The 17,568-nt window shown below is 61.0% G+C and carries 13 protein-coding genes; all 13 read left to right on the top strand.

Features of this window, described 5'->3' with window-relative positions; all coding sequences use genetic code 11:
- Positions 1-71: 71 nt before the first annotated feature.
- The 13 genes from bamA (at position 72) to eno (ending at position 17,549) form a co-directional block, all read left to right on the top strand.
- Positions 72-2,447 carry an outer membrane protein assembly factor BamA gene (gene bamA / locus J3P97_RS21395; protein ID WP_434601715.1) on the top strand — a complete coding sequence of 792 codons (2,376 nt, stop codon included), beginning with the start codon at positions 72-74 and terminating at the stop codon, positions 2,445-2,447.
- Positions 2,448-2,492: 45 nt separating this feature from the next.
- Positions 2,493-2,996 (top strand): OmpH family outer membrane protein, encoded by a 504-nt coding sequence (locus tag J3P97_RS21390; RefSeq protein ID WP_003184901.1) that lies wholly within the window; start codon positions 2,493-2,495, stop codon positions 2,994-2,996.
- Between the two features lie 3 nt (positions 2,997-2,999).
- Entirely contained in the window at positions 3,000-4,055 is a 1,056-nt protein-coding gene (gene lpxD / locus J3P97_RS21385) for a UDP-3-O-(3-hydroxymyristoyl)glucosamine N-acyltransferase (RefSeq protein WP_434601714.1), read from the top strand.
- A 111-nt stretch (positions 4,056-4,166) separates the two neighbouring features.
- On the top strand, positions 4,167-4,607 hold the full coding sequence (gene fabZ / locus J3P97_RS21380) for a 3-hydroxyacyl-ACP dehydratase FabZ (protein ID WP_008154051.1): 441 nt from the start codon (positions 4,167-4,169) through the stop codon (positions 4,605-4,607).
- Complete coding sequence (gene lpxA / locus J3P97_RS21375) at positions 4,604-5,380, top strand: acyl-ACP--UDP-N-acetylglucosamine O-acyltransferase (protein WP_434572124.1); 777 nt, start codon at positions 4,604-4,606, stop codon at positions 5,378-5,380. The genes fabZ and lpxA overlap by 4 nt, the downstream gene beginning before the upstream one ends.
- A 2-nt stretch (positions 5,381-5,382) precedes the next feature.
- The gene (lpxB, locus tag J3P97_RS21370) at positions 5,383-6,513 is read left to right on the top strand and encodes a lipid-A-disaccharide synthase (protein WP_434672719.1); all 1,131 of its coding nucleotides are present in this window, start codon (positions 5,383-5,385) and stop codon (positions 6,511-6,513) included.
- Positions 6,514-6,524: 11 nt separating this feature from the next.
- Positions 6,525-7,169 (top strand): ribonuclease HII, encoded by a 645-nt coding sequence (rnhB, locus tag J3P97_RS21365; RefSeq protein ID WP_305501184.1) that lies wholly within the window; start codon positions 6,525-6,527, stop codon positions 7,167-7,169.
- Positions 7,170-7,268: 99 nt separating this feature from the next.
- Positions 7,269-10,790, top strand: coding sequence for a DNA polymerase III subunit alpha (gene dnaE, locus J3P97_RS21360; RefSeq protein ID WP_305499098.1), 3,522 nt, complete (start codon positions 7,269-7,271; stop codon positions 10,788-10,790).
- A 149-nt stretch (positions 10,791-10,939) separates the two neighbouring features.
- Positions 10,940-11,887, top strand: coding sequence for an acetyl-CoA carboxylase carboxyltransferase subunit alpha (locus tag J3P97_RS21355; protein WP_434572128.1), 948 nt, complete (start codon positions 10,940-10,942; stop codon positions 11,885-11,887).
- 133 nt (positions 11,888-12,020) lie between these two features.
- Entirely contained in the window at positions 12,021-13,349 is a 1,329-nt protein-coding gene (gene tilS / locus J3P97_RS21350) for a tRNA lysidine(34) synthetase TilS (RefSeq protein WP_434672718.1), read from the top strand.
- A gap of 274 nt (positions 13,350-13,623) precedes the next feature.
- Positions 13,624-15,255, top strand: coding sequence for a CTP synthase (locus tag J3P97_RS21345; protein WP_434572132.1), 1,632 nt, complete (start codon positions 13,624-13,626; stop codon positions 15,253-15,255).
- A gap of 4 nt (positions 15,256-15,259) precedes the next feature.
- Complete coding sequence (kdsA, locus tag J3P97_RS21340) at positions 15,260-16,105, top strand: 3-deoxy-8-phosphooctulonate synthase (protein ID WP_041022908.1); 846 nt, start codon at positions 15,260-15,262, stop codon at positions 16,103-16,105.
- Positions 16,106-16,259: 154 nt separating this feature from the next.
- Positions 16,260-17,549, top strand: a complete 1,290-nt coding sequence (gene eno / locus J3P97_RS21335; RefSeq protein ID WP_258631378.1) for a phosphopyruvate hydratase — start codon at positions 16,260-16,262, stop codon at positions 17,547-17,549.
- Positions 17,550-17,568: the final 19 nt, after the last annotated feature.

Below are 17,568 nucleotides of genomic sequence, written 5' to 3'. Positions count from 1 at the left end.
TTCGCTGAATTGCGAATCTGCCGCATTTTGCGGCATTTTGTTTATTGCCAGTTGGAATAAGAAAGGACTTCATGAAACGTCTGCTGCTAACTGCGGTTCTCACCGTATTGATGATCGCCGAAGTTCACGCCGAGTCCTTCACTATCTCTGATATTCGCGTCAACGGCCTCCAGCGGGTTTCCGCGGGTAGCGTCTTTGGTGCCTTGCCGTTGAACGTCGGCGAGCAGGCGGATGATCGGCGCCTGGTGGAATCCACTCGTGCGCTGTTCAAGACCGGCTTCTTTCAAGATATCCAGCTGGGCCGCGACGGCAATGTCCTGGTCATCACGGTCGTCGAGCGCCCATCGGTTGCCAGTATCGAGATCGAAGGCAACAAGGCGATCTCCACTGAAGACCTGATGAAAGGCCTCAAGCAATCCGGCCTGGCCGAAGGCGAGATCTTCCAGCGCGCGACCCTCGAAGGCGTCCGTAACGAGCTGCAACGCCAATACGTTGCTCAGGGCCGTTATTCGGCGACTGTCGACACCGAAGTCGTGCCGCAGCCGCGCAACCGCGTCGGCCTGAAGGTCAACATCAACGAAGGCACCGTCGCCGCCATCCAGCACATCAACGTGGTCGGCAACACGGTGTTCCCGGATGAAGACCTGATCGACCTGTTCGAACTCAAGACCACCAACTGGCTGTCGTTCTTCAAGAACGACGACAAGTACGCTCGTGAAAAGCTCTCCGGTGACCTGGAGCGCCTGCGCTCCTACTACCTGGACCGTGGCTACATCAACATGGACATTGCTTCGACCCAGGTGTCCATCACCCCGGATAAGAAGCATGTCTATATCACTGTCAACGTCAACGAAGGCGAGAAGTACACCGTTCGTGACGTCAAGCTCAGTGGTGACCTGAAGGTTCCGGAAGACCAGGTCAAATCGCTGTTGCTGGTGCAGAAGGGCCAGGTGTTCTCGCGCAAGCTGATGACCACCACGTCCGAGCTGATCACTCGCCGCCTGGGTAACGAAGGTTACACCTTCGCCAACGTGAACGGCGTGCCACAACCGCACGATGAAGACCATACCGTCGACATCACGTTCGCCGTGGACCCCGGCAAGCGTGCCTACGTCAACCGCATCAACTTCCGTGGCAACACCAAGTCCGAGGACGAAGTGCTGCGTCGCGAAATGCGCCAGATGGAAGGTGGCTGGGCGTCGACCTACCTGATCGACCAGTCTAAGACCCGCCTGGAGCGCCTGGGCTTCTTCAAGGAAGTCAACGTCGAGACCCCGGCCGTACCGGGCGTCGATGACCAGGTGGATGTGAACTACAGCGTCGAGGAACAAGCCTCCGGTTCGATCACCGCCAGCGTCGGTTTCGCCCAGAGCGCGGGCCTGATCCTGGGTGGTTCGATCACCCAGAACAACTTCCTCGGTACCGGTAACCGCGTCAGCGTGGGCCTGACCCGCAGCGAATACCAGACCCGCTACAACTTCGGTTACGTGGACCCCTACTGGACTGCCGACGGTGTGAGCCTGGGCTACAACGCCTTCTATCGCACCACCGACTACGACGAACTCGACTCTGACATCTCCAGCTATGCGGTGGACAGCCTGGGTGCCGGCGTCAACATCGGCTATCCGATCAGCGAGACTTCGCGCCTGACCTTCGGCCTCACCGCCCAGCAGGACGAGATCAGCACTGGCCGCTATACCGTTGACGAAATTTTCGATTTCGTCGAGAAAGAGGGCGACAAGTACCTGAACTTCAAGGCATCTGTTGGTTGGTCCGAGTCGACCCTGAACAAGGGTGTGCTGGCGACCCGTGGCCGCTCCCAGAGCTTGGTCCTGGAAACCACTACGCCTGGCAGCGACCTGTCGTTCTTCAAGCTCGACTACCGCGGCCAGCTGTTCCAGCCGCTGTCTGACAACTACACCATGCGCCTGCACACCGAGCTGGGTTATGGCGATGGCTACGGTTCGACCGACGGCCTGCCTTTCTACGAGAACTACTACGCCGGTGGTTTCAACTCGGTGCGTGGCTTCAAGGACAGTACCCTGGGTCCGCGCAGTACTCCGAGCCGAGGCACTAACCCGGGCACCATCCGTGATCCGGACCAGGATCCGCTGCCATTCGGTGGCAACGTCCTGATCCAGGGCGGTGCCGAACTCCTGTTCCCGATGCCGTTCGTCAAGGATCAGCGCTCCCTGCGTACCTCGGTATTCTGGGACGTGGGTAACGTATTCGACTCCAGCTGCGACGACACCACCAATGCCAACGGCACCCGGTCCAACACCGAGTGCAACGACATCAGCCTGAGTAACCTCGCCAGCTCCGTCGGCGTCGGCGTGACCTGGGTCACCGCGCTGGGCCCGTTGAGCTTCGCGTTGGCGATGCCGATCAAGAAACCGGATGACGCTGAAACCCAGGTTTTCCAATTCTCCCTCGGTCAGACGTTCTAAGTGTCTGACCCAAGATAACGACAATGGATTTTGTAGGAGTACATCGTGCGTAAGTTGACTCAATTGGTTCTCCTGGCGACCGTACTGGTCGCAGGTCCGGCTTTTGCCGACATGAAGATCGCCGTCCTGAACTATCAGATGGCTCTGCTGGAATCCGACGCGGCGAAGAAATACGCTGTGGACGCGGAGAAAAAATTCGGCCCGCAACTGACCAAGCTCAAAGGCCTGGAAAGCAGCGCCAAGGGTATCCAGGATCGTCTGGTGGCCGGTGGCGACAAAATGGCCCAGGGTGAGCGCGAGCGTTTGGAGCTTGAATTCAAGCAAAAGGCCCGTGACTTCCAGTTCCAGTCCAAGGAACTGAACGAAGCGAAAGCCGTTGCCGACCGCGAAATGCTCAAGCAGCTCAAGCCGAAACTCGACAGCGCTGTGGAAGAAGTCATCAAGAAGGGTGGTTTTGACCTGGTGTTCGAGCGTGGTGCAGTGATTGATGTCAAGCCTCAGTACGACATCACGCGCCAGGTTATCGAGCGCATGAATCAGCTGAAGTAATCCATGACAGCGACTATCAAGCTCGGCCAGTTGGCCGAGTTCCTCGGCGCCACCCTGCGTGGCGACCCGGAGAAGGTCATCACTGGGCTAGCCACTTTGCAAGAGGCTGGCCCAGCTCAGTTGAGCTTCCTGGCAAATCCTCAATACCGCAAATACCTGGCTGATAGCCGGGCTGCCGCGCTGTTGCTCAAGGCCGGTGATGCCGAAGGGTTTGCCGGTGATTCGCTGATCGTGGCCGACCCCTACCTTGCGTATGCGCGGATTTCCCATCTGTTCGATCCCAAGCCCAAGTCGGCTGCCGGTATTCACCCGACTGCAGTGATCGCGGCGGACGCCGTGGTGGATCCTTCGGCCAGCGTTGGCCCGTTTGTCGTGATTGAAGGCGCGGCCCGGATTGGCGCCGGTGTGACGCTGGGCGCCCATTGCTTCGTCGGCGCGCGCTGCGAGATCGGCGAAGGTGGCTGGCTGGCGCCCCGGGTGACGTTGTATCACGATGTGCGCATCGGCAAGCGTGTAGTGATCCAGTCTGGCGCAGTGCTCGGTGGCGAAGGCTTCGGTTTTGCCAATGAGAAAGGCGTCTGGCAAAAGATTGCCCAGATCGGTGGCGTAACCGTCGGCGATGACGTGGAGATCGGCGTCAACACCGCCATCGACCGTGGCGCGCTGGCCGATACCGTCATTGGTAATGGCGTCAAGCTCGACAACCAGATCCAGATCGCCCACAACGTCCAGGTCGGTGACCACACCGCCATGGCCGCCTGCGTGGGCATCTCCGGCAGTACCAAAATCGGCAAGCACTGCATGCTCGCCGGTGGCGTGGGCCTGGTGGGCCATATCGATATCTGTGACAACGTGTTCCTGACCGGGATGACCATGGTGACCCACTCGATTACCGAGCCGGGTGCCTATTCTTCCGGCACAGCCATGCAACCGGCAGCCGAGTGGCGCAAGAGCGCGGCGCGTATCCGCCAGCTCGACGACATCGCGCGGCGCCTCAAGCAGGTGGAAAAGCGTGTAGGGGACGTGACCCCTGGCGGTAATGCTTCATCAGATGGCTGATACCATTTCCATATCAAGTGTGCACAGCCGCTAGGCCCTGGCCTCCTTGATTTGCTAGCGGGGTGCGCGTCAATCGTGCGCTCCCAATCTTTACATAGGCTTCCCCCCGAAATGATGGACATCAACGAGATTCGCGAATACCTGCCTCACCGTTACCCGTTCCTGCTGGTGGATCGGGTCGTGGACCTGGATGTTGAAGGCAAGCGCATTCGCGCCTACAAGAATGTCAGCATCAACGAACCCTTCTTCAATGGTCACTTCCCCGCGCATCCAATCATGCCGGGCGTATTGATCATCGAGGCGATGGCTCAGGCTGCCGGGATCCTTGGTTTCAAAATGCTCGACGTGAAGCCTGCCGACGGTACGCTTTACTACTTTGTTGGCTCCGACAAGCTGCGCTTCCGCCAGCCGGTCACTCCGGGCGATCAGTTGATCCTCGAAGCCAGGTTTATCAGTTGCAAGCGCCAGATCTGGAAATTCGAATGCCAGGCTTCGGTCGATGGCAAGCCGGTCTGCTCCGCTGAAATCATCTGCGCGGAACGCAAGCTATGAGTTTGATTGACCCTCGCGCAATCATCGATCCGACGGCCGTGCTGGCCGCCGATGTCGAGGTTGGCCCTTGGTCGATCATCGGTGCAGGTGTGGAAATCGGCGAGGGCACGGTGATCGGGCCCCATGTGATCCTCAAGGGGCCGACCCGGATCGGCCGGCACAACCGCATCTACCAGTTCTCATCGGTAGGCGAGGACACGCCCGACCTCAAGTACAAAGGTGAAGAAACCCGCCTGGTGATTGGCGATCACAACGTGATCCGCGAAGGCGTGACGATTCACCGTGGCACCGTCCAGGACCGTTCCGAAACGACGCTGGGCGACCATAACCTGATCATGGCCTATGCCCACATCGGCCACGACAGTGTCATCGGCAACCATTGCATCCTGGTCAACAACACCGCGTTGGCTGGACATGTGCACGTGGACGACTGGGCGATCCTGTCCGGTTTCACCCTGGTCCACCAGTATTGCCACATTGGCGCCCATAGCTTCTCCGGCATGGGCACTGCCATCGGCAAGGACGTCCCTGCCTATGTCACGGTGTTCGGCAATCCGGCCGAGGCTCGCAGCATGAACTTCGAAGGCATGCGTCGGCGTGGTTTCAGCGAAGAGGCCATAACTGCCCTGCGTCGCGCCTACAAGGTTGTGTATCGCCAGGGCCTGACGGTCGAGCAGGCGCTCGCCGAACTGGCCGAGGCAGCGGCACAGTTTCCGGAAGTCGCAATATTCCGCGATTCCATCCTGTCTTCGACCCGCGGCATCACCCGCTGATCATGGCGAACCTGCGTATCGCACTGGTGGCGGGCGAAGCTTCCGGTGACATCCTGGGCGCCGGGCTGATGCGCGCGCTCAAGGCGCAGCACCCGGCGGTCGAGTTCATCGGGGTGGGTGGGCCATTGATGGAAGCCGAGGGACTGGTGTCCTACTTCCCGATGGAGCGCCTGTCGGTGATGGGACTGGTGGAAGTGCTCGGCCGCTTGCGTGAGCTGCTGGCCCGGCGCAAGAAGCTGATCCAGACGCTGATCGAAGAAAAACCGGATGTGTTCATCGGTATCGATGCGCCGGATTTCACCCTCAATATCGAACTCAAGCTGCGCCAGGCCGGGATCAAGACCGTGCATTACGTCAGCCCGTCGGTCTGGGCCTGGCGACAGAAGCGCGTGTTGAAGATCCGCGAGGGCTGCGACCTGATGCTCACGCTGCTGCCGTTCGAAGCCCGGTTCTACGAAGAAAAAGGCGTGCCCGTGCGATTTGTCGGTCACACCCTGGCCGACACCATTCCCCTGGAGGCGGACCGCGAGGTGGCTCGCCAGGCGCTGGGCCTGGCCGCGGGCCCGCTGGTGGCGTTGATGCCCGGTAGCCGAGGCGGCGAAGTGAGTCGCCTGGGCGGGCTGTTCTTCGACGCCGCCGAGCGTCTGCGGGCGATGCGTCCGGACGTACGATTCATCGTGCCGTGCGCCAGTCCACAGCGGCGGGTCCAGCTCGAAGCGCTCCTGGCCGACCGCGATTTGCCGGTCACGCTGCTTGACGGCCAATCGCATCAAGCGCTGGCGGCCTGCGATGCCGTGTTGATTGCTTCCGGCACTGCTACCCTTGAGGCATTGTTGTACAAGCGCCCGATGGTGGTTGCCTATCGCCTGGCGCCGTTGACGTTCTGGATTCTCAAGCGCATGGTCAAGAGCCCTTACGTTTCCCTGCCGAACCTGCTGGCCCAGCGCCTGCTGGTGCCTGAACTGCTGCAGGATGACGCGACCGCCGAGTCCCTGGCCAGCACGCTTTTGCCGTTGATCGATGGCGGCGAGGAACAGACCCGGGGCTTTGACGAAATCCACCGTACCTTGCGTCGCGATGCCTCCAACCAGGCAGCAGACGCGGTACTGACCTTGATCGGCGCCAGACGATGAGCAACGTGAAGCTGCAGATGGGCCTGGATTTCAACCTGGTCGCCGAAGTCGAAGAGTTGGTTGCGGGTGTCGATGAGGTGGGCCGTGGCCCGTTGTGCGGTGCGGTGGTGACGGCGGCGGTGATCCTCGATCCGAAGCGGCCAATCCTGGGGCTCGATGACTCCAAGAAGCTCACCGAGGCCCGGCGTGAAAAACTCTACGACGAGATCTGCGAAAAAGCCTTGAGCTGGTGCATTGCCCGGGCCGAGGTCGAAGAGATCGACGAGTTGAACATCCTGCATGCCACCATGCTGGCGATGCAGCGGGCGGTACACGGCCTGCACATCACGCCGAAGCTGGCGATGATCGACGGCAACCGTTGCCCCCAGCTGTCGATGCGCGCTGAAGCGGTCATCCAGGGCGACGGGAAGGTGCCGGCTATCGCAGCGGCGTCGATTCTGGCCAAGGTCAGTCGCGACCGGGAAATGGCCGCGTTCGAATTGATCTACCCGGGCTATGGCATCGGCAGCCACAAGGGCTATCCGACCCCCGTTCATCTGGAAGCCTTGGCGCGCCTCGGGCCGACGCCCATCCACCGGCGCTCGTTCGCCCCGGTGCGGCTGGCCTATGAAGCTCGCGAAGGCTTGATTGTGAGTAGTCAGGCTCTGGTTTCCTGATGCAGGCTTTTGTCAGGCTGACCGCTCATGGCTGATGTTTTACCCAAGGCCCGGTACAATCCGGGCCTTGTTGTTTTCATGACTTAACGCAGGATCACTATGCCGGCTTCATTCGTTCATCTACGCCTGCACACTGAATATTCCCTGGTCGACGGCCTGGTGCGGATCAAGCCATTGGTCAAGACCCTGGTCGGCATGAACATGCCTGCCGTGGCCGTTACCGACCAGAACAACATGTGTTCGCTGGTCAAGTTCTACAAGAACGCCATGGGCGCCGGGATCAAGCCGATCTGCGGTGCCGACCTGTGGCTGGCGAACAAGGATCCGGATGCGCCGCTGAGCCGTATCAGCCTGCTGGTGATGAACGCCGTCGGCTACCGCAACCTCACCGAGCTGATTTCCCGCGGCTTTATCGAGGGCCAGCGCAATGGCTCGATCATCATCGAGCGCGAGTGGGTGGCCGAGGCGAGCGAAGGCCTGATCATGCTGTCGGCGGCCAAGGAAGGTGAGATCGGCCTGGCCCTGCTCAGCGACAACACCGAGGAAGCCGAGCAACTGGCTCGCGACTGGATGACGGTGTTCCCGGACCGCTTCTATATCGAGGTGCAACGCACCAACCGTCCGAATGACGAAGAGCACCTGCACGCCGCCGTGGCCCTGGCCGACAAGCTGGGCGCGCCGCTGGTGGCGACCAACGACGTGCGGTTCATCAAGCAGGAAGATTTCGAAGCCCACGAAACCCGCGTCTGCATCGGTGAGGGGCGGGCCCTTGATGATCCTCGTCGGTCAAAGAACTACAGCGACCAGCAGTACCTCAAGAGCGCCGAGGAGATGGCGGAGCTGTTCAGCGACCTGCCCGAAGCGCTGGAAAACACCGTCGAGATTGCCAAGCGCTGCAACATCGAAGTGAAGCTGGGCAAACACTTCCTGCCCAACTTCCCGATTCCCGATGGCATGACCATCGATGAGTATTTTCGCAAGGTGTCGTTCGACGGCCTGGACGAGCGCCTCAAGGTCCTGCTGCCCAAGGACACCACCGAAGATTACGAAGCCAAGCGCCAGGTCTATGTCGACCGGCTGAATTTCGAGCTGGATATCATCATCCAGATGGGCTTCCCCGGTTACTTCCTGATCGTGATGGATTTTATCCAGTGGGCCAAGAGCAACGGCGTGCCCGTCGGCCCAGGGCGGGGGTCGGGTGCCGGGTCGCTGGTGGCCTATGTGCAGAAGATCACCGACCTCGACCCGCTGGAATATGACCTGCTGTTCGAACGTTTCCTCAACCCGGAACGGGTCTCCATGCCCGACTTCGACGTCGACTTCTGCATGGACGGTCGCGACCGGGTGATCGATTACGTCGCCGAGAAGTACGGCCGCAACGCGGTAAGCCAGATCATCACCTTCGGTTCCATGGCCGCCAAGGCGGTGGTGCGTGACGTGGCTCGGGTGCAGGGCAAGTCCTACGGCCTGGCGGATCGCCTGTCGAAGATGATCCCCTTCGAAGTCGGCATGACCCTGGAAAAAGCCTACGAGCAGGAAGAGATCCTGCGCGATTTCATCAAGGTCGATGAAGAAGCGGCGGAAATCTGGGAGATGGCGCGCAAGCTCGAAGGCGTGGTGCGTAACGTCGGCAAGCACGCCGGTGGCGTGGTGATCGCGCCGACCAAACTGACTGACTTTTCGCCGATCTATTGCGACGAAGAGGGCGACGGCCTGGTGACCCAGTTCGACAAGGATGACGTCGAGGCGGCCGGCCTGGTGAAGTTCGACTTCCTCGGCCTGCGGACCCTGACGATCATCGATTGGGCGCTCAAGACCATCAACCGCGACCGGGCCAAGGTCGGCGAAGAGCCGCTGGACATCGCGTTTATTCCGCTGGACGACAAGCCGACCTACAGCCTGTTGCAAAAAGCCGAAACCACCGCGGTGTTCCAGCTTGAATCGCGCGGCATGAAGGAGCTGATCAAGAAGCTCAAGCCCGACTGCCTCGAAGACCTGATCGCACTGGTGGCCCTGTTCCGTCCGGGCCCTCTGCAATCGGGCATGGTCGATGACTTCATCAACCGCAAGCACGGGCGCGCCGAGCTGGCGTACCCGCACCCCGACTACCAGTACGACGGCCTCAAGCCGGTACTGGCGCCGACCTACGGCATCATCCTGTATCAGGAACAGGTGATGCAGATTGCCCAGGTGATGGCCGGTTATACCCTCGGCGGCGCGGACATGCTGCGTCGAGCCATGGGTAAGAAAAAGCCCGAGGAGATGGCCAAGCAACGCGGTGGTTTCATCGAGGGTTGTGCGAACAACGGCATCGATGCGGACCTGGCGGGCAACATCTTCGACCTGGTGGAAAAGTTCGCCGGCTACGGCTTCAACAAATCCCACTCCGCCGCCTATGGCCTGGTTTCGTACCAGACCGCGTGGCTGAAGGCGCACTACCCGGCGCCGTTCATGGCCGCGGTACTCTCGGCGGACATGCACAACACCGACAAGGTCGTGACCTTGATCGAAGAAGTGCGGACCATGAAGTTGCGCCTCGACGCGCCGGATGTGAACGCTTCGGAGTTCAAATTCACGGTCAACGACGAAGGCCGCATCATCTACGGTCTTGGCGCGATCAAGGGCGTGGGCGAGGGGCCGGTGGAGGCGATCACCGAAGCGCGCCAGGACGGGCCGTTCAAGGACCTGTTCGATTTTTGCGCGAGGGTCGACCTCAAGCGCATCAACAAGCGCACCCTCGACGGGCTGATCCGCAGTGGCGCGCTGGACCGCTTGGGCCCGTACTTCCAGGATGAGCCCAAGGCCTACCAGGCCAATATCGACCGCAACCGCGCGGTGTTGCTGGCGGCGATGGAGGAGGCGATCAAGGCTGCTGAACAGACCGCCCGTACCCACGACAGCGGCCACGCCGACCTGTTTGGCGGGCTGTTTGTCGAGGAAGACGCCGATGTGTATGCCAACCATCGCAAGGCCAAGGAGCTGACCCTCAAGGAGCGCCTCAAGGGCGAGAAAGATACCTTGGGCCTGTACCTGACCGGCCATCCGATCGACGAATACGAGGGCGAAATCCGCCGCTTCGCTCGCCAGCGCATCATCGACCTGAAGCCCGCTCGCGATACGCAAACCGTCGCCGGCATGATCATCGCCCTGCGGGTAATGAAAAACAAAAAGGGCGACAAGATGGGCTTCATCACCCTCGACGACCGCTCCGGGCGTATCGAAGCGTCGTTGTTTGCCGATGCGTTCCATTCGGCGCAGTCGCTGTTGCAGACGGATGCAATGGTTGTGGTGGAAGGCGAGGTCAGCAACGACGACTTCTCCGGTGGCCTGCGGCTGCGGGTCAAGCGGGTGATGAGCATGGAGGATGCCCGTACCAACCTGGCCGAGAGCCTGCGCCTGAAGTTGCAGACCCAGGACCTCAAAGGCGATCAGCTACGCTGGTTGGGCGAGTTGTTCAAGCGCCACCGTGGTGCGTGCCCGATCACCATGGAGTACGTGCGCCCCGATGCCAAGGCCGTGCTGCAGTTCGGCGAGGGCTGGCGGATCGACCCGGCGGATGCGTTGATTCAAGCCTTGCGTGACCAGTTCGGCAAAGACAACGTCTTCCTCCAATACCGTTGACGGCCAGGGGCCACTCCTGAACCTGGAGCGCCCCTGACCTCGACTCGAATTTTTAATCTCGACCTGAACGCGCCTCTCCCTTAAGGTAGGCGCGAATAGACAACCGGCCGGCCCAAGCTCACTTGGACGTCGACCCAAGACGGACGCCTATGAACCCGAATTTTCTAGATTTCGAACAGCCGATCGCCGACCTTCAAGCCAAGATCGAAGAGTTGCGCTTGGTCGGTAACGACAATTCGCTGAATATCGGCGATGAAATCTCTCGGCTGCAGGACAAAAGCCGCACGCTGACCGAAGACATCTTCGGCAAGCTGACCAGCTGGCAGATCGCGCGTCTGGCGCGGCATCCGCGTCGTCCCTACACCCTGGACTACATTGAACACATCTTTACCGAGTTCGATGAGCTTCACGGCGACCGTCACTTCTCCGATGACGCCGCGATCGTCGGCGGTGTCGCCCGTCTGGATGACCAGCCGGTAATGATCATCGGCCACCAGAAAGGCCGCGAAGTGCGCGAGAAAGTACGCCGCAACTTCGGCATGCCGCGTCCGGAAGGCTACCGCAAGGCCTGCCGCCTGATGGAAATGGCCGAGCGCTTCAAGATGCCGATCCTGACGTTCATCGACACGCCGGGCGCTTACCCGGGGATCGACGCCGAAGAGCGCAACCAGAGCGAGGCGATTGCCTGGAACCTGCGCGTGATGGCTCGCCTGAAGACCCCGATCATCGCTACCGTGATCGGCGAAGGCGGTTCCGGCGGGGCGTTGGCCATCGGCGTCTGCGACCAGTTGAACATGCTGCAATATTCCACTTACGCGGTGATCTCGCCGGAAGGCTGCGCCTCGATCCTGTGGAAAACCGCCGAGAAGGCACCCGACGCCGCAGAAGCCATGGGCATCACCGCCGAACGCCTGAAGGGCCTGGGTATCGTCGACAAGGTGATCAGCGAGCCAGTGGGCGGCGCCCATCGCGACCCGGCCGCGGCCGCAGCGCTGATTCGTGCGGAGCTGAGCTCCCAGCTGTCGATGCTCAAGAACTTCGATAACGACGCGCTGCTGGCGCGTCGCTACGAGCGGTTGATGAGCTACGGTCTCTGATCCGACTGCAACACCCATGTGGGAGCGAGCCTGCTCGCGAAAGCGGATTGACATTCAACAGATGAGTTGACTGATACACCGCCATCGCGAGCAGGCTCGCTCCCACATTTGCTTTGTGTGAAGGCCAGTTTCCATGAATCAACCCACCATTGACCTGACGGCCCGGCTCCTCACCCAACTATCCCCCTGGCGCAACGCCGCCACCTGGCGCATCGCTTTCTCCGGTGGCCTCGATTCCACTGTCCTGTTGCATCTGCTCGCGACCCTTTCGAAAAACCATTCGTTGCCTGCACTGAGCGCCATCCACGTCCATCATGGCCTCCAGGCTGTGGCCGATGCCTGGCCTGAACATTGTCGTCGGGTTTGCGCAGCCCTTGGCGTGCCTCTGGAGGTGGTCAGTGTGCAGGTCCGCCCCGGCGCCAGCATCGAACGAGCCGCCCGTGACGCGCGGTATGCGGCGTTCATTGCCGCGACGCAGGGCAACGAAGTGTTGCTCACTGGCCAGCATCGTGATGATCAGGCAGAAACCCTGTTGTTTCGTTTGCTGCGCGGGGCAGGGGCGAGGGGCTTGGCGGCGATGCCCCGGCAGCGTCCCTTGGGTCAGGGGCATTTGCTGAGGCCATTACTCGACGTGTCCCGGGCAGAGTTGGAAAACTACGCGGCGGAGCAAGGCCTGGACTGGATCGAGGATCCCTCCAATAACGATCTCGGGTACGCGCGCAATTACCTGCGCCAGCGGGTCTTCCCGGTGTTGTCTGCGCAGTGGCCCCAAGCGTCGTTGACCCTGGCCCGCAGCGCCGCGCATTTGAGCGAGGCCCAGGGCTTGCTGGACGAGCTGGCGCAGCTCGATCTGCACCGCGCCCGCATCCCGGGCACATTCGACTGGCTCGGGCTGCAGTCGCTTGAACTGGCGCCATTGCGGGCCCTCTCGCCGGCTCGCCAGCGCAATGCGCTGAGTCATTGGCTGGCGCCGCTGACGACCCTTCCCGACAGCGATCATTGGGTCGGCTGGGACTCACTGCGTGACGCGCAAGAGGACGCCCGCCCGATCTGGCGACTGGCCGGCGGCGAATTGCACCGGGCCGGTGCAAGAGTCTGGTGGTTATCCGACCACTGGCTGCGCCCGGTCTCGGGCTCCGTAGCCTGGGCGCGGGTTGATCAACCCTTGTCATTGCCCGATAACGGCAGGGTGATCCTGCGCGGCAAGGGCCCCGTCGGCCCACTCTGTATTCGTTATCGCCAAGGCGGCGAAGTGCTTGACGTTCCCGGCCGTGGTCACCGTGATCTCAAGCGCCTGCTCAATGAAAGCGGCCTGCCGGCGTTCGTCCGTGGTCGATTGCCGCTGCTTTATCAAGGTGAACAATTATTGGCGGTGGCCAATCTGGCCGGGCTCGACGCGCAGGTTGATGGCAGCTGGCAATTGATCTGGACGCCAGGAAGCCAAGATCTGGGTTTGAGCTGAAAGGGGCTTTCCGGTAGACTACGCTCCCTTCTTGATACAACTTCTGTGGATTCGCCTGAATTGCAGGAGTTGCCGATTACCAAGCAGTCTTTGCTGGGCGATTCCAAAAAATGTGTAGCGAGCAACGTACCGGTGATTTCACCTCCGGTCTGTCCCGACGCGGCGGTTTTTTTGAAAGGTGCACTGTGATTAATGCAGGTGATCGGGGGCTTCGGCCTTCCTTCGCTCTCCCCGGCGGCTCGGACCGCTTTAACGCAGACTTCTAGGGTTTTTCATGACGCGCTACATATTCGTCACGGGCGGTGTTGTTTCTTCATTGGGGAAAGGCATTGCCTCGGCTTCATTGGCGGCCATCCTGGAGGCGCGGGGACTTAAGGTCACCATGCTCAAGCTGGACCCGTACATCAACGTCGACCCGGGCACCATGAGCCCGTTCCAGCACGGTGAAGTGTTCGTCACCCACGACGGCGCCGAGACCGACCTGGACCTGGGCCACTACGAGCGGTTCATCCGCACGACCATGACCCAGAACAACAACTTCACCACCGGCCGTGTCTACGAGCACGTGTTGCGCAAGGAGCGTCGGGGTGACTACCTGGGCGCGACCATCCAGGTCATTCCGCACATCACCGACGAAATCAAGCGCCGCATCATCAAGGGTGCCGGCGACGCCGACGTGGCGATGGTCGAGATCGGCGGTACCGTGGGCGATATCGAATCCCAGCCGTTCCTCGAGGCCATCCGCCAGCTGCGTTTCGAAATCGGCGCCAAGCGCGCGATGCTGATGCACCTGACGCTGGTTCCGTACATTGCTACCGCCGGTGAAACCAAGACCAAGCCGACCCAGCACTCGGTCAAGGAACTGCGCTCCATCGGCCTGCAGCCGGACGTGCTGATCTGCCGCTCCGACCACCCGATCGATATTTCCTCGCGCCGCAAGATCGCCCAGTTCACCAACGTCGAAGAGCGTGCGGTGATCGGCCTGGAAGACGCCGACACTATCTACAAGATCCCCGGCATCCTGCATTCCCAGGGCCTGGATGACTTCGTCGTCGAGCGCTTCGGCCTGCAATGCGCCAGTGCCGACCTGTCCGAATGGGACGCGGTGGTCGATGCCAAGCTGAACCCGGAGCACGAAGTCACCATCGCCATGGTCGGCAAGTACATGGAGCTGCTGGACGCTTACAAGTCGCTGATCGAGGCGATGAGCCATGCCGGCATCAGCAACCGCACCAAGGTCAACCTGCGCTACATCGATTCCGAAGATATCGAGAACCAGGGCACCGGCCTGCTCGAAGGCGCCGATGCGATCCTCGTGCCGGGCGGCTTTGGCCTGCGGGGCGTGGAAGGCAAGATCACCGCGGTGCAATACGCTCGTGAGAACAAGGTGCCTTACCTGGGTATCTGCCTGGGCATGCAAGTGGCCGTCATCGAGTTCGCGCGTAATGTGATGGGCTGGAAGGACGCCAACTCCACCGAATTCGATCGCGCCAGCGGCCACCCGGTCGTGGGCCTGATCACCGAGTGGGAAGACGCCACCGGCTCGGTCGAAGTGCGTACCGAAACTTCCGATCTGGGCGGTACCATGCGCCTCGGTGCCCAGGAATGCCTGCTTGAAGCTGGCTCCAAGGTGCACGATTGCTACGCCAAGGACGTGATCGTCGAGCGTCACCGCCACCGCTATGAAGTCAACAACAACCTGCTGCCACAACTGATCGAAGCCGGCCTGAAAATCTCCGGCCGCTCCGGTGATGGTGCGTTGGTTGAAGTGGTCGAGGCCGCGGATCACCCGTGGTTCGTCGCTTGCCAGTTCCACCCGGAGTTCACCTCGACACCGCGTGACGGTCATCCGTTGTTCAGCGGTTTCGTCAAAGCCGCTTTGGCTCAACACCAGAAGAAGGCATAAGACCATGGCCCAGAAGATCATTCGCGTCGGCGACATCGAGATTGCCAACGACAAACCCATGGTGCTGTTCGGCGGCATGAACGTGCTGGAAAGCCGCGACATGGCAATGCAGGTCTGTGAGGAATACGTCAAGGTCACCCAGAAGCTGGGCATCCCTTACGTGTTCAAGGCCAGCTTCGACAAGGCCAACCGTTCATCCGTGACGTCCTACCGTGGTCCGGGCCTGGAAGAGGGCATGCGGATCTTCCAGGACATCAAACAAGCGTTCGGCGTGCCGATCATCACCGACGTGCACGAGCCTGACCAGGCCGCGGTTGTCGCCGAGGTCTGCGACATCATCCAACTGCCGGCCTTCCTGTCGCGCCAGACCGACCTGGTGGTCGCGATGGCCAAGACCGGCGCGGTGATCAACATCAAGAAAGCCCAGTTCCTCGCGCCCCAGGAAATGAAACACATCCTGAGCAAGTGCGAAGAGGCCGGCAACGATCAACTGATCCTCTGCGAGCGCGGTTCGAGCTTCGGCTACAACAACCTGGTGGTGGACATGCTCGGCTTCGGCATCATGAAGCAGTTCGAGTACCCGGTGTTCTTCGACGTTACTCATGCGCTGCAGATGCCCGGTGGTCGGTCCGATTCCGCCGGCGGTCGTCGCGCCCAGGTAACCGACCTGGCCAAGGCCGGCATGAGCCAGTCCCTGGCGGGCCTGTTCCTCGAAGCCCACCCTGATCCGGACAACGCCAAGTGCGACGGCCCTTGTGCCCTGCGCTTGAACAAGCTGGAACCTTTCCTGTCTCAGCTCAAGGCGCTGGACGAGCTGGTCAAGGGTTTTCCGACGATAGAAACCGCGTAACACGGCTTTCTCCGGTAAAGTACCGCTCGATAAACGCTCTGGCCTGCGGGCCGGGCGTTATCGTCGGCGAGCCTGCCCGCTGCTCTGTACCCGCCGACGGTAAAAGATTTCCTATCGCTGCGTCGTTTTCGTCAACTTTGGAGTGTTCACAACAATGGCAAAAATCGTCGACATCAAAGGTCGTGAAGTTCTCGACTCCCGTGGCAACCCCACTGTCGAAGCGGACGTGCTTCTCGACAACGGCATCATCGGCAGCGCCTGCGCGCCGTCCGGTGCTTCCACTGGCTCGCGCGAAGCGCTGGAGCTGCGTGATGGCGACAAGAGCCGTTACCTGGGCAAGGGCGTGCTGAAGGCCGTCGCCAACATCAACGGTCCGATCCGTGACCTGTTGCTGGGCAAGGACCCTGCCGACCAGAAAGCCCTCGACCAGGCCATGATCAAACTCGACGGTACCGAAAACAAAGCGACCCTGGGCGCCAACGCGATCCTCGCCGTTTCCCTGGCCGCCGCCAAGGCTGCCGCCCAGGACCAGGACCTGCCGCTGTACGCGCACATCGCCAACCTGAACGGTACCCCGGGCGTCTACTCGATGCCGGTGCCGATGATGAATATCATCAACGGCGGCGAGCATGCCGATAACAACGTCGACATCCAGGAGTTCATGGTCCAGCCGGTCGGCGCCAAGTCCTTCTCCGAAGGCCTGCGTATGGGCACCGAGATTTTCCATCACCTCAAAGCTGTGCTGAAGGCTCGTGGCCTGAGCACTGCGGTTGGCGACGAGGGCGGCTTCGCGCCGAACCTGGCGTCCAACGAAGACGCGCTGAAAGTGATCTCCGAAGCCGTGGCCAACGCTGGCTACAAGCTGGGCACCGACGTGACCCTGGCCTTGGACTGCGCGGCCAGTGAGTTCTTCGAAGACGGTAAATACAACCTGTCCGGCGAAGGCCAGGTGTTCACCGCCGAAGGTTTTGCCGACTACCTCAAGGGCCTGACCGAGCGCTACCCGATCATCTCCATCGAAGATGGCCTGGACGAGTCCGACTGGGCAGGCTGGAAAATCCTCACCGACAAGATCGGCGAGAAAACCCAGCTGGTGGGTGACGACCTGTTCGTGACCAACACCAAGATCCTGAAAGAGGGCATCGACAAGAAGATCGCCAACTCGATCCTGATCAAGTTCAACCAGATCGGTACCCTGACCGAAACCCTGGAAGCCATCCAGATGGCCAAGGCTGCCGGCTACACCGCGGTCATCTCCCACCGTTCCGGTGAAACCGAAGACTCGACCATTGCCGACCTGGCCGTGGGTACTGCGGCAGGCCAGATCAAGACCGGTTCCCTGTGCCGTTCCGACCGCGTGTCCAAGTACAACCAACTGCTGCGTATCGAAGAGCAGTTGAACGGCAAGGCCAAGTACAACGGCCGTGCCGAGTTTCGCGGCTAAGCGGTAAATGGTAAAAAGA

The organism is Pseudomonas sp. R1-15 (genome assembly GCF_051132085.1).
In the GTDB taxonomy this organism is placed as follows: Bacteria; Pseudomonadota; Gammaproteobacteria; order Pseudomonadales; family Pseudomonadaceae; genus Aquipseudomonas.
The sequence above is the reverse complement of the archived record's forward strand: the minus strand, read 5'-3'. Positions and strand labels throughout refer to the sequence as shown.

Bases quoted from the DNA above. Each gene is read 5' to 3' on its own strand.
- bamA (WP_434601715.1), top strand. From the start codon at position 72: ATGAAACGTCTGCTGCTAACTGCGGTTCTCACCGTATTGATGATCGCC.
- lpxD (WP_434601714.1), top strand. From the start codon at position 3,000: ATGACAGCGACTATCAAGCTCGGCCAGTTGGCCGAGTTCCTCGGCGCC.
- fabZ (WP_008154051.1), top strand. From the start codon at position 4,167: ATGATGGACATCAACGAGATTCGCGAATACCTGCCTCACCGTTACCCG.
- lpxA (WP_434572124.1), top strand. From the start codon at position 4,604: ATGAGTTTGATTGACCCTCGCGCAATCATCGATCCGACGGCCGTGCTG.
- lpxB (WP_434672719.1), top strand. From the start codon at position 5,383: ATGGCGAACCTGCGTATCGCACTGGTGGCGGGCGAAGCTTCCGGTGAC.
- dnaE (WP_305499098.1), top strand. From the start codon at position 7,269: ATGCCGGCTTCATTCGTTCATCTACGCCTGCACACTGAATATTCCCTG.
- J3P97_RS21355 (WP_434572128.1), top strand. From the start codon at position 10,940: ATGAACCCGAATTTTCTAGATTTCGAACAGCCGATCGCCGACCTTCAA.
- tilS (WP_434672718.1), top strand. From the start codon at position 12,021: ATGAATCAACCCACCATTGACCTGACGGCCCGGCTCCTCACCCAACTA.
- J3P97_RS21345 (WP_434572132.1), top strand. From the start codon at position 13,624: ATGACGCGCTACATATTCGTCACGGGCGGTGTTGTTTCTTCATTGGGG.
- kdsA (WP_041022908.1), top strand. From the start codon at position 15,260: ATGGCCCAGAAGATCATTCGCGTCGGCGACATCGAGATTGCCAACGAC.
- eno (WP_258631378.1), top strand. From the start codon at position 16,260: ATGGCAAAAATCGTCGACATCAAAGGTCGTGAAGTTCTCGACTCCCGT.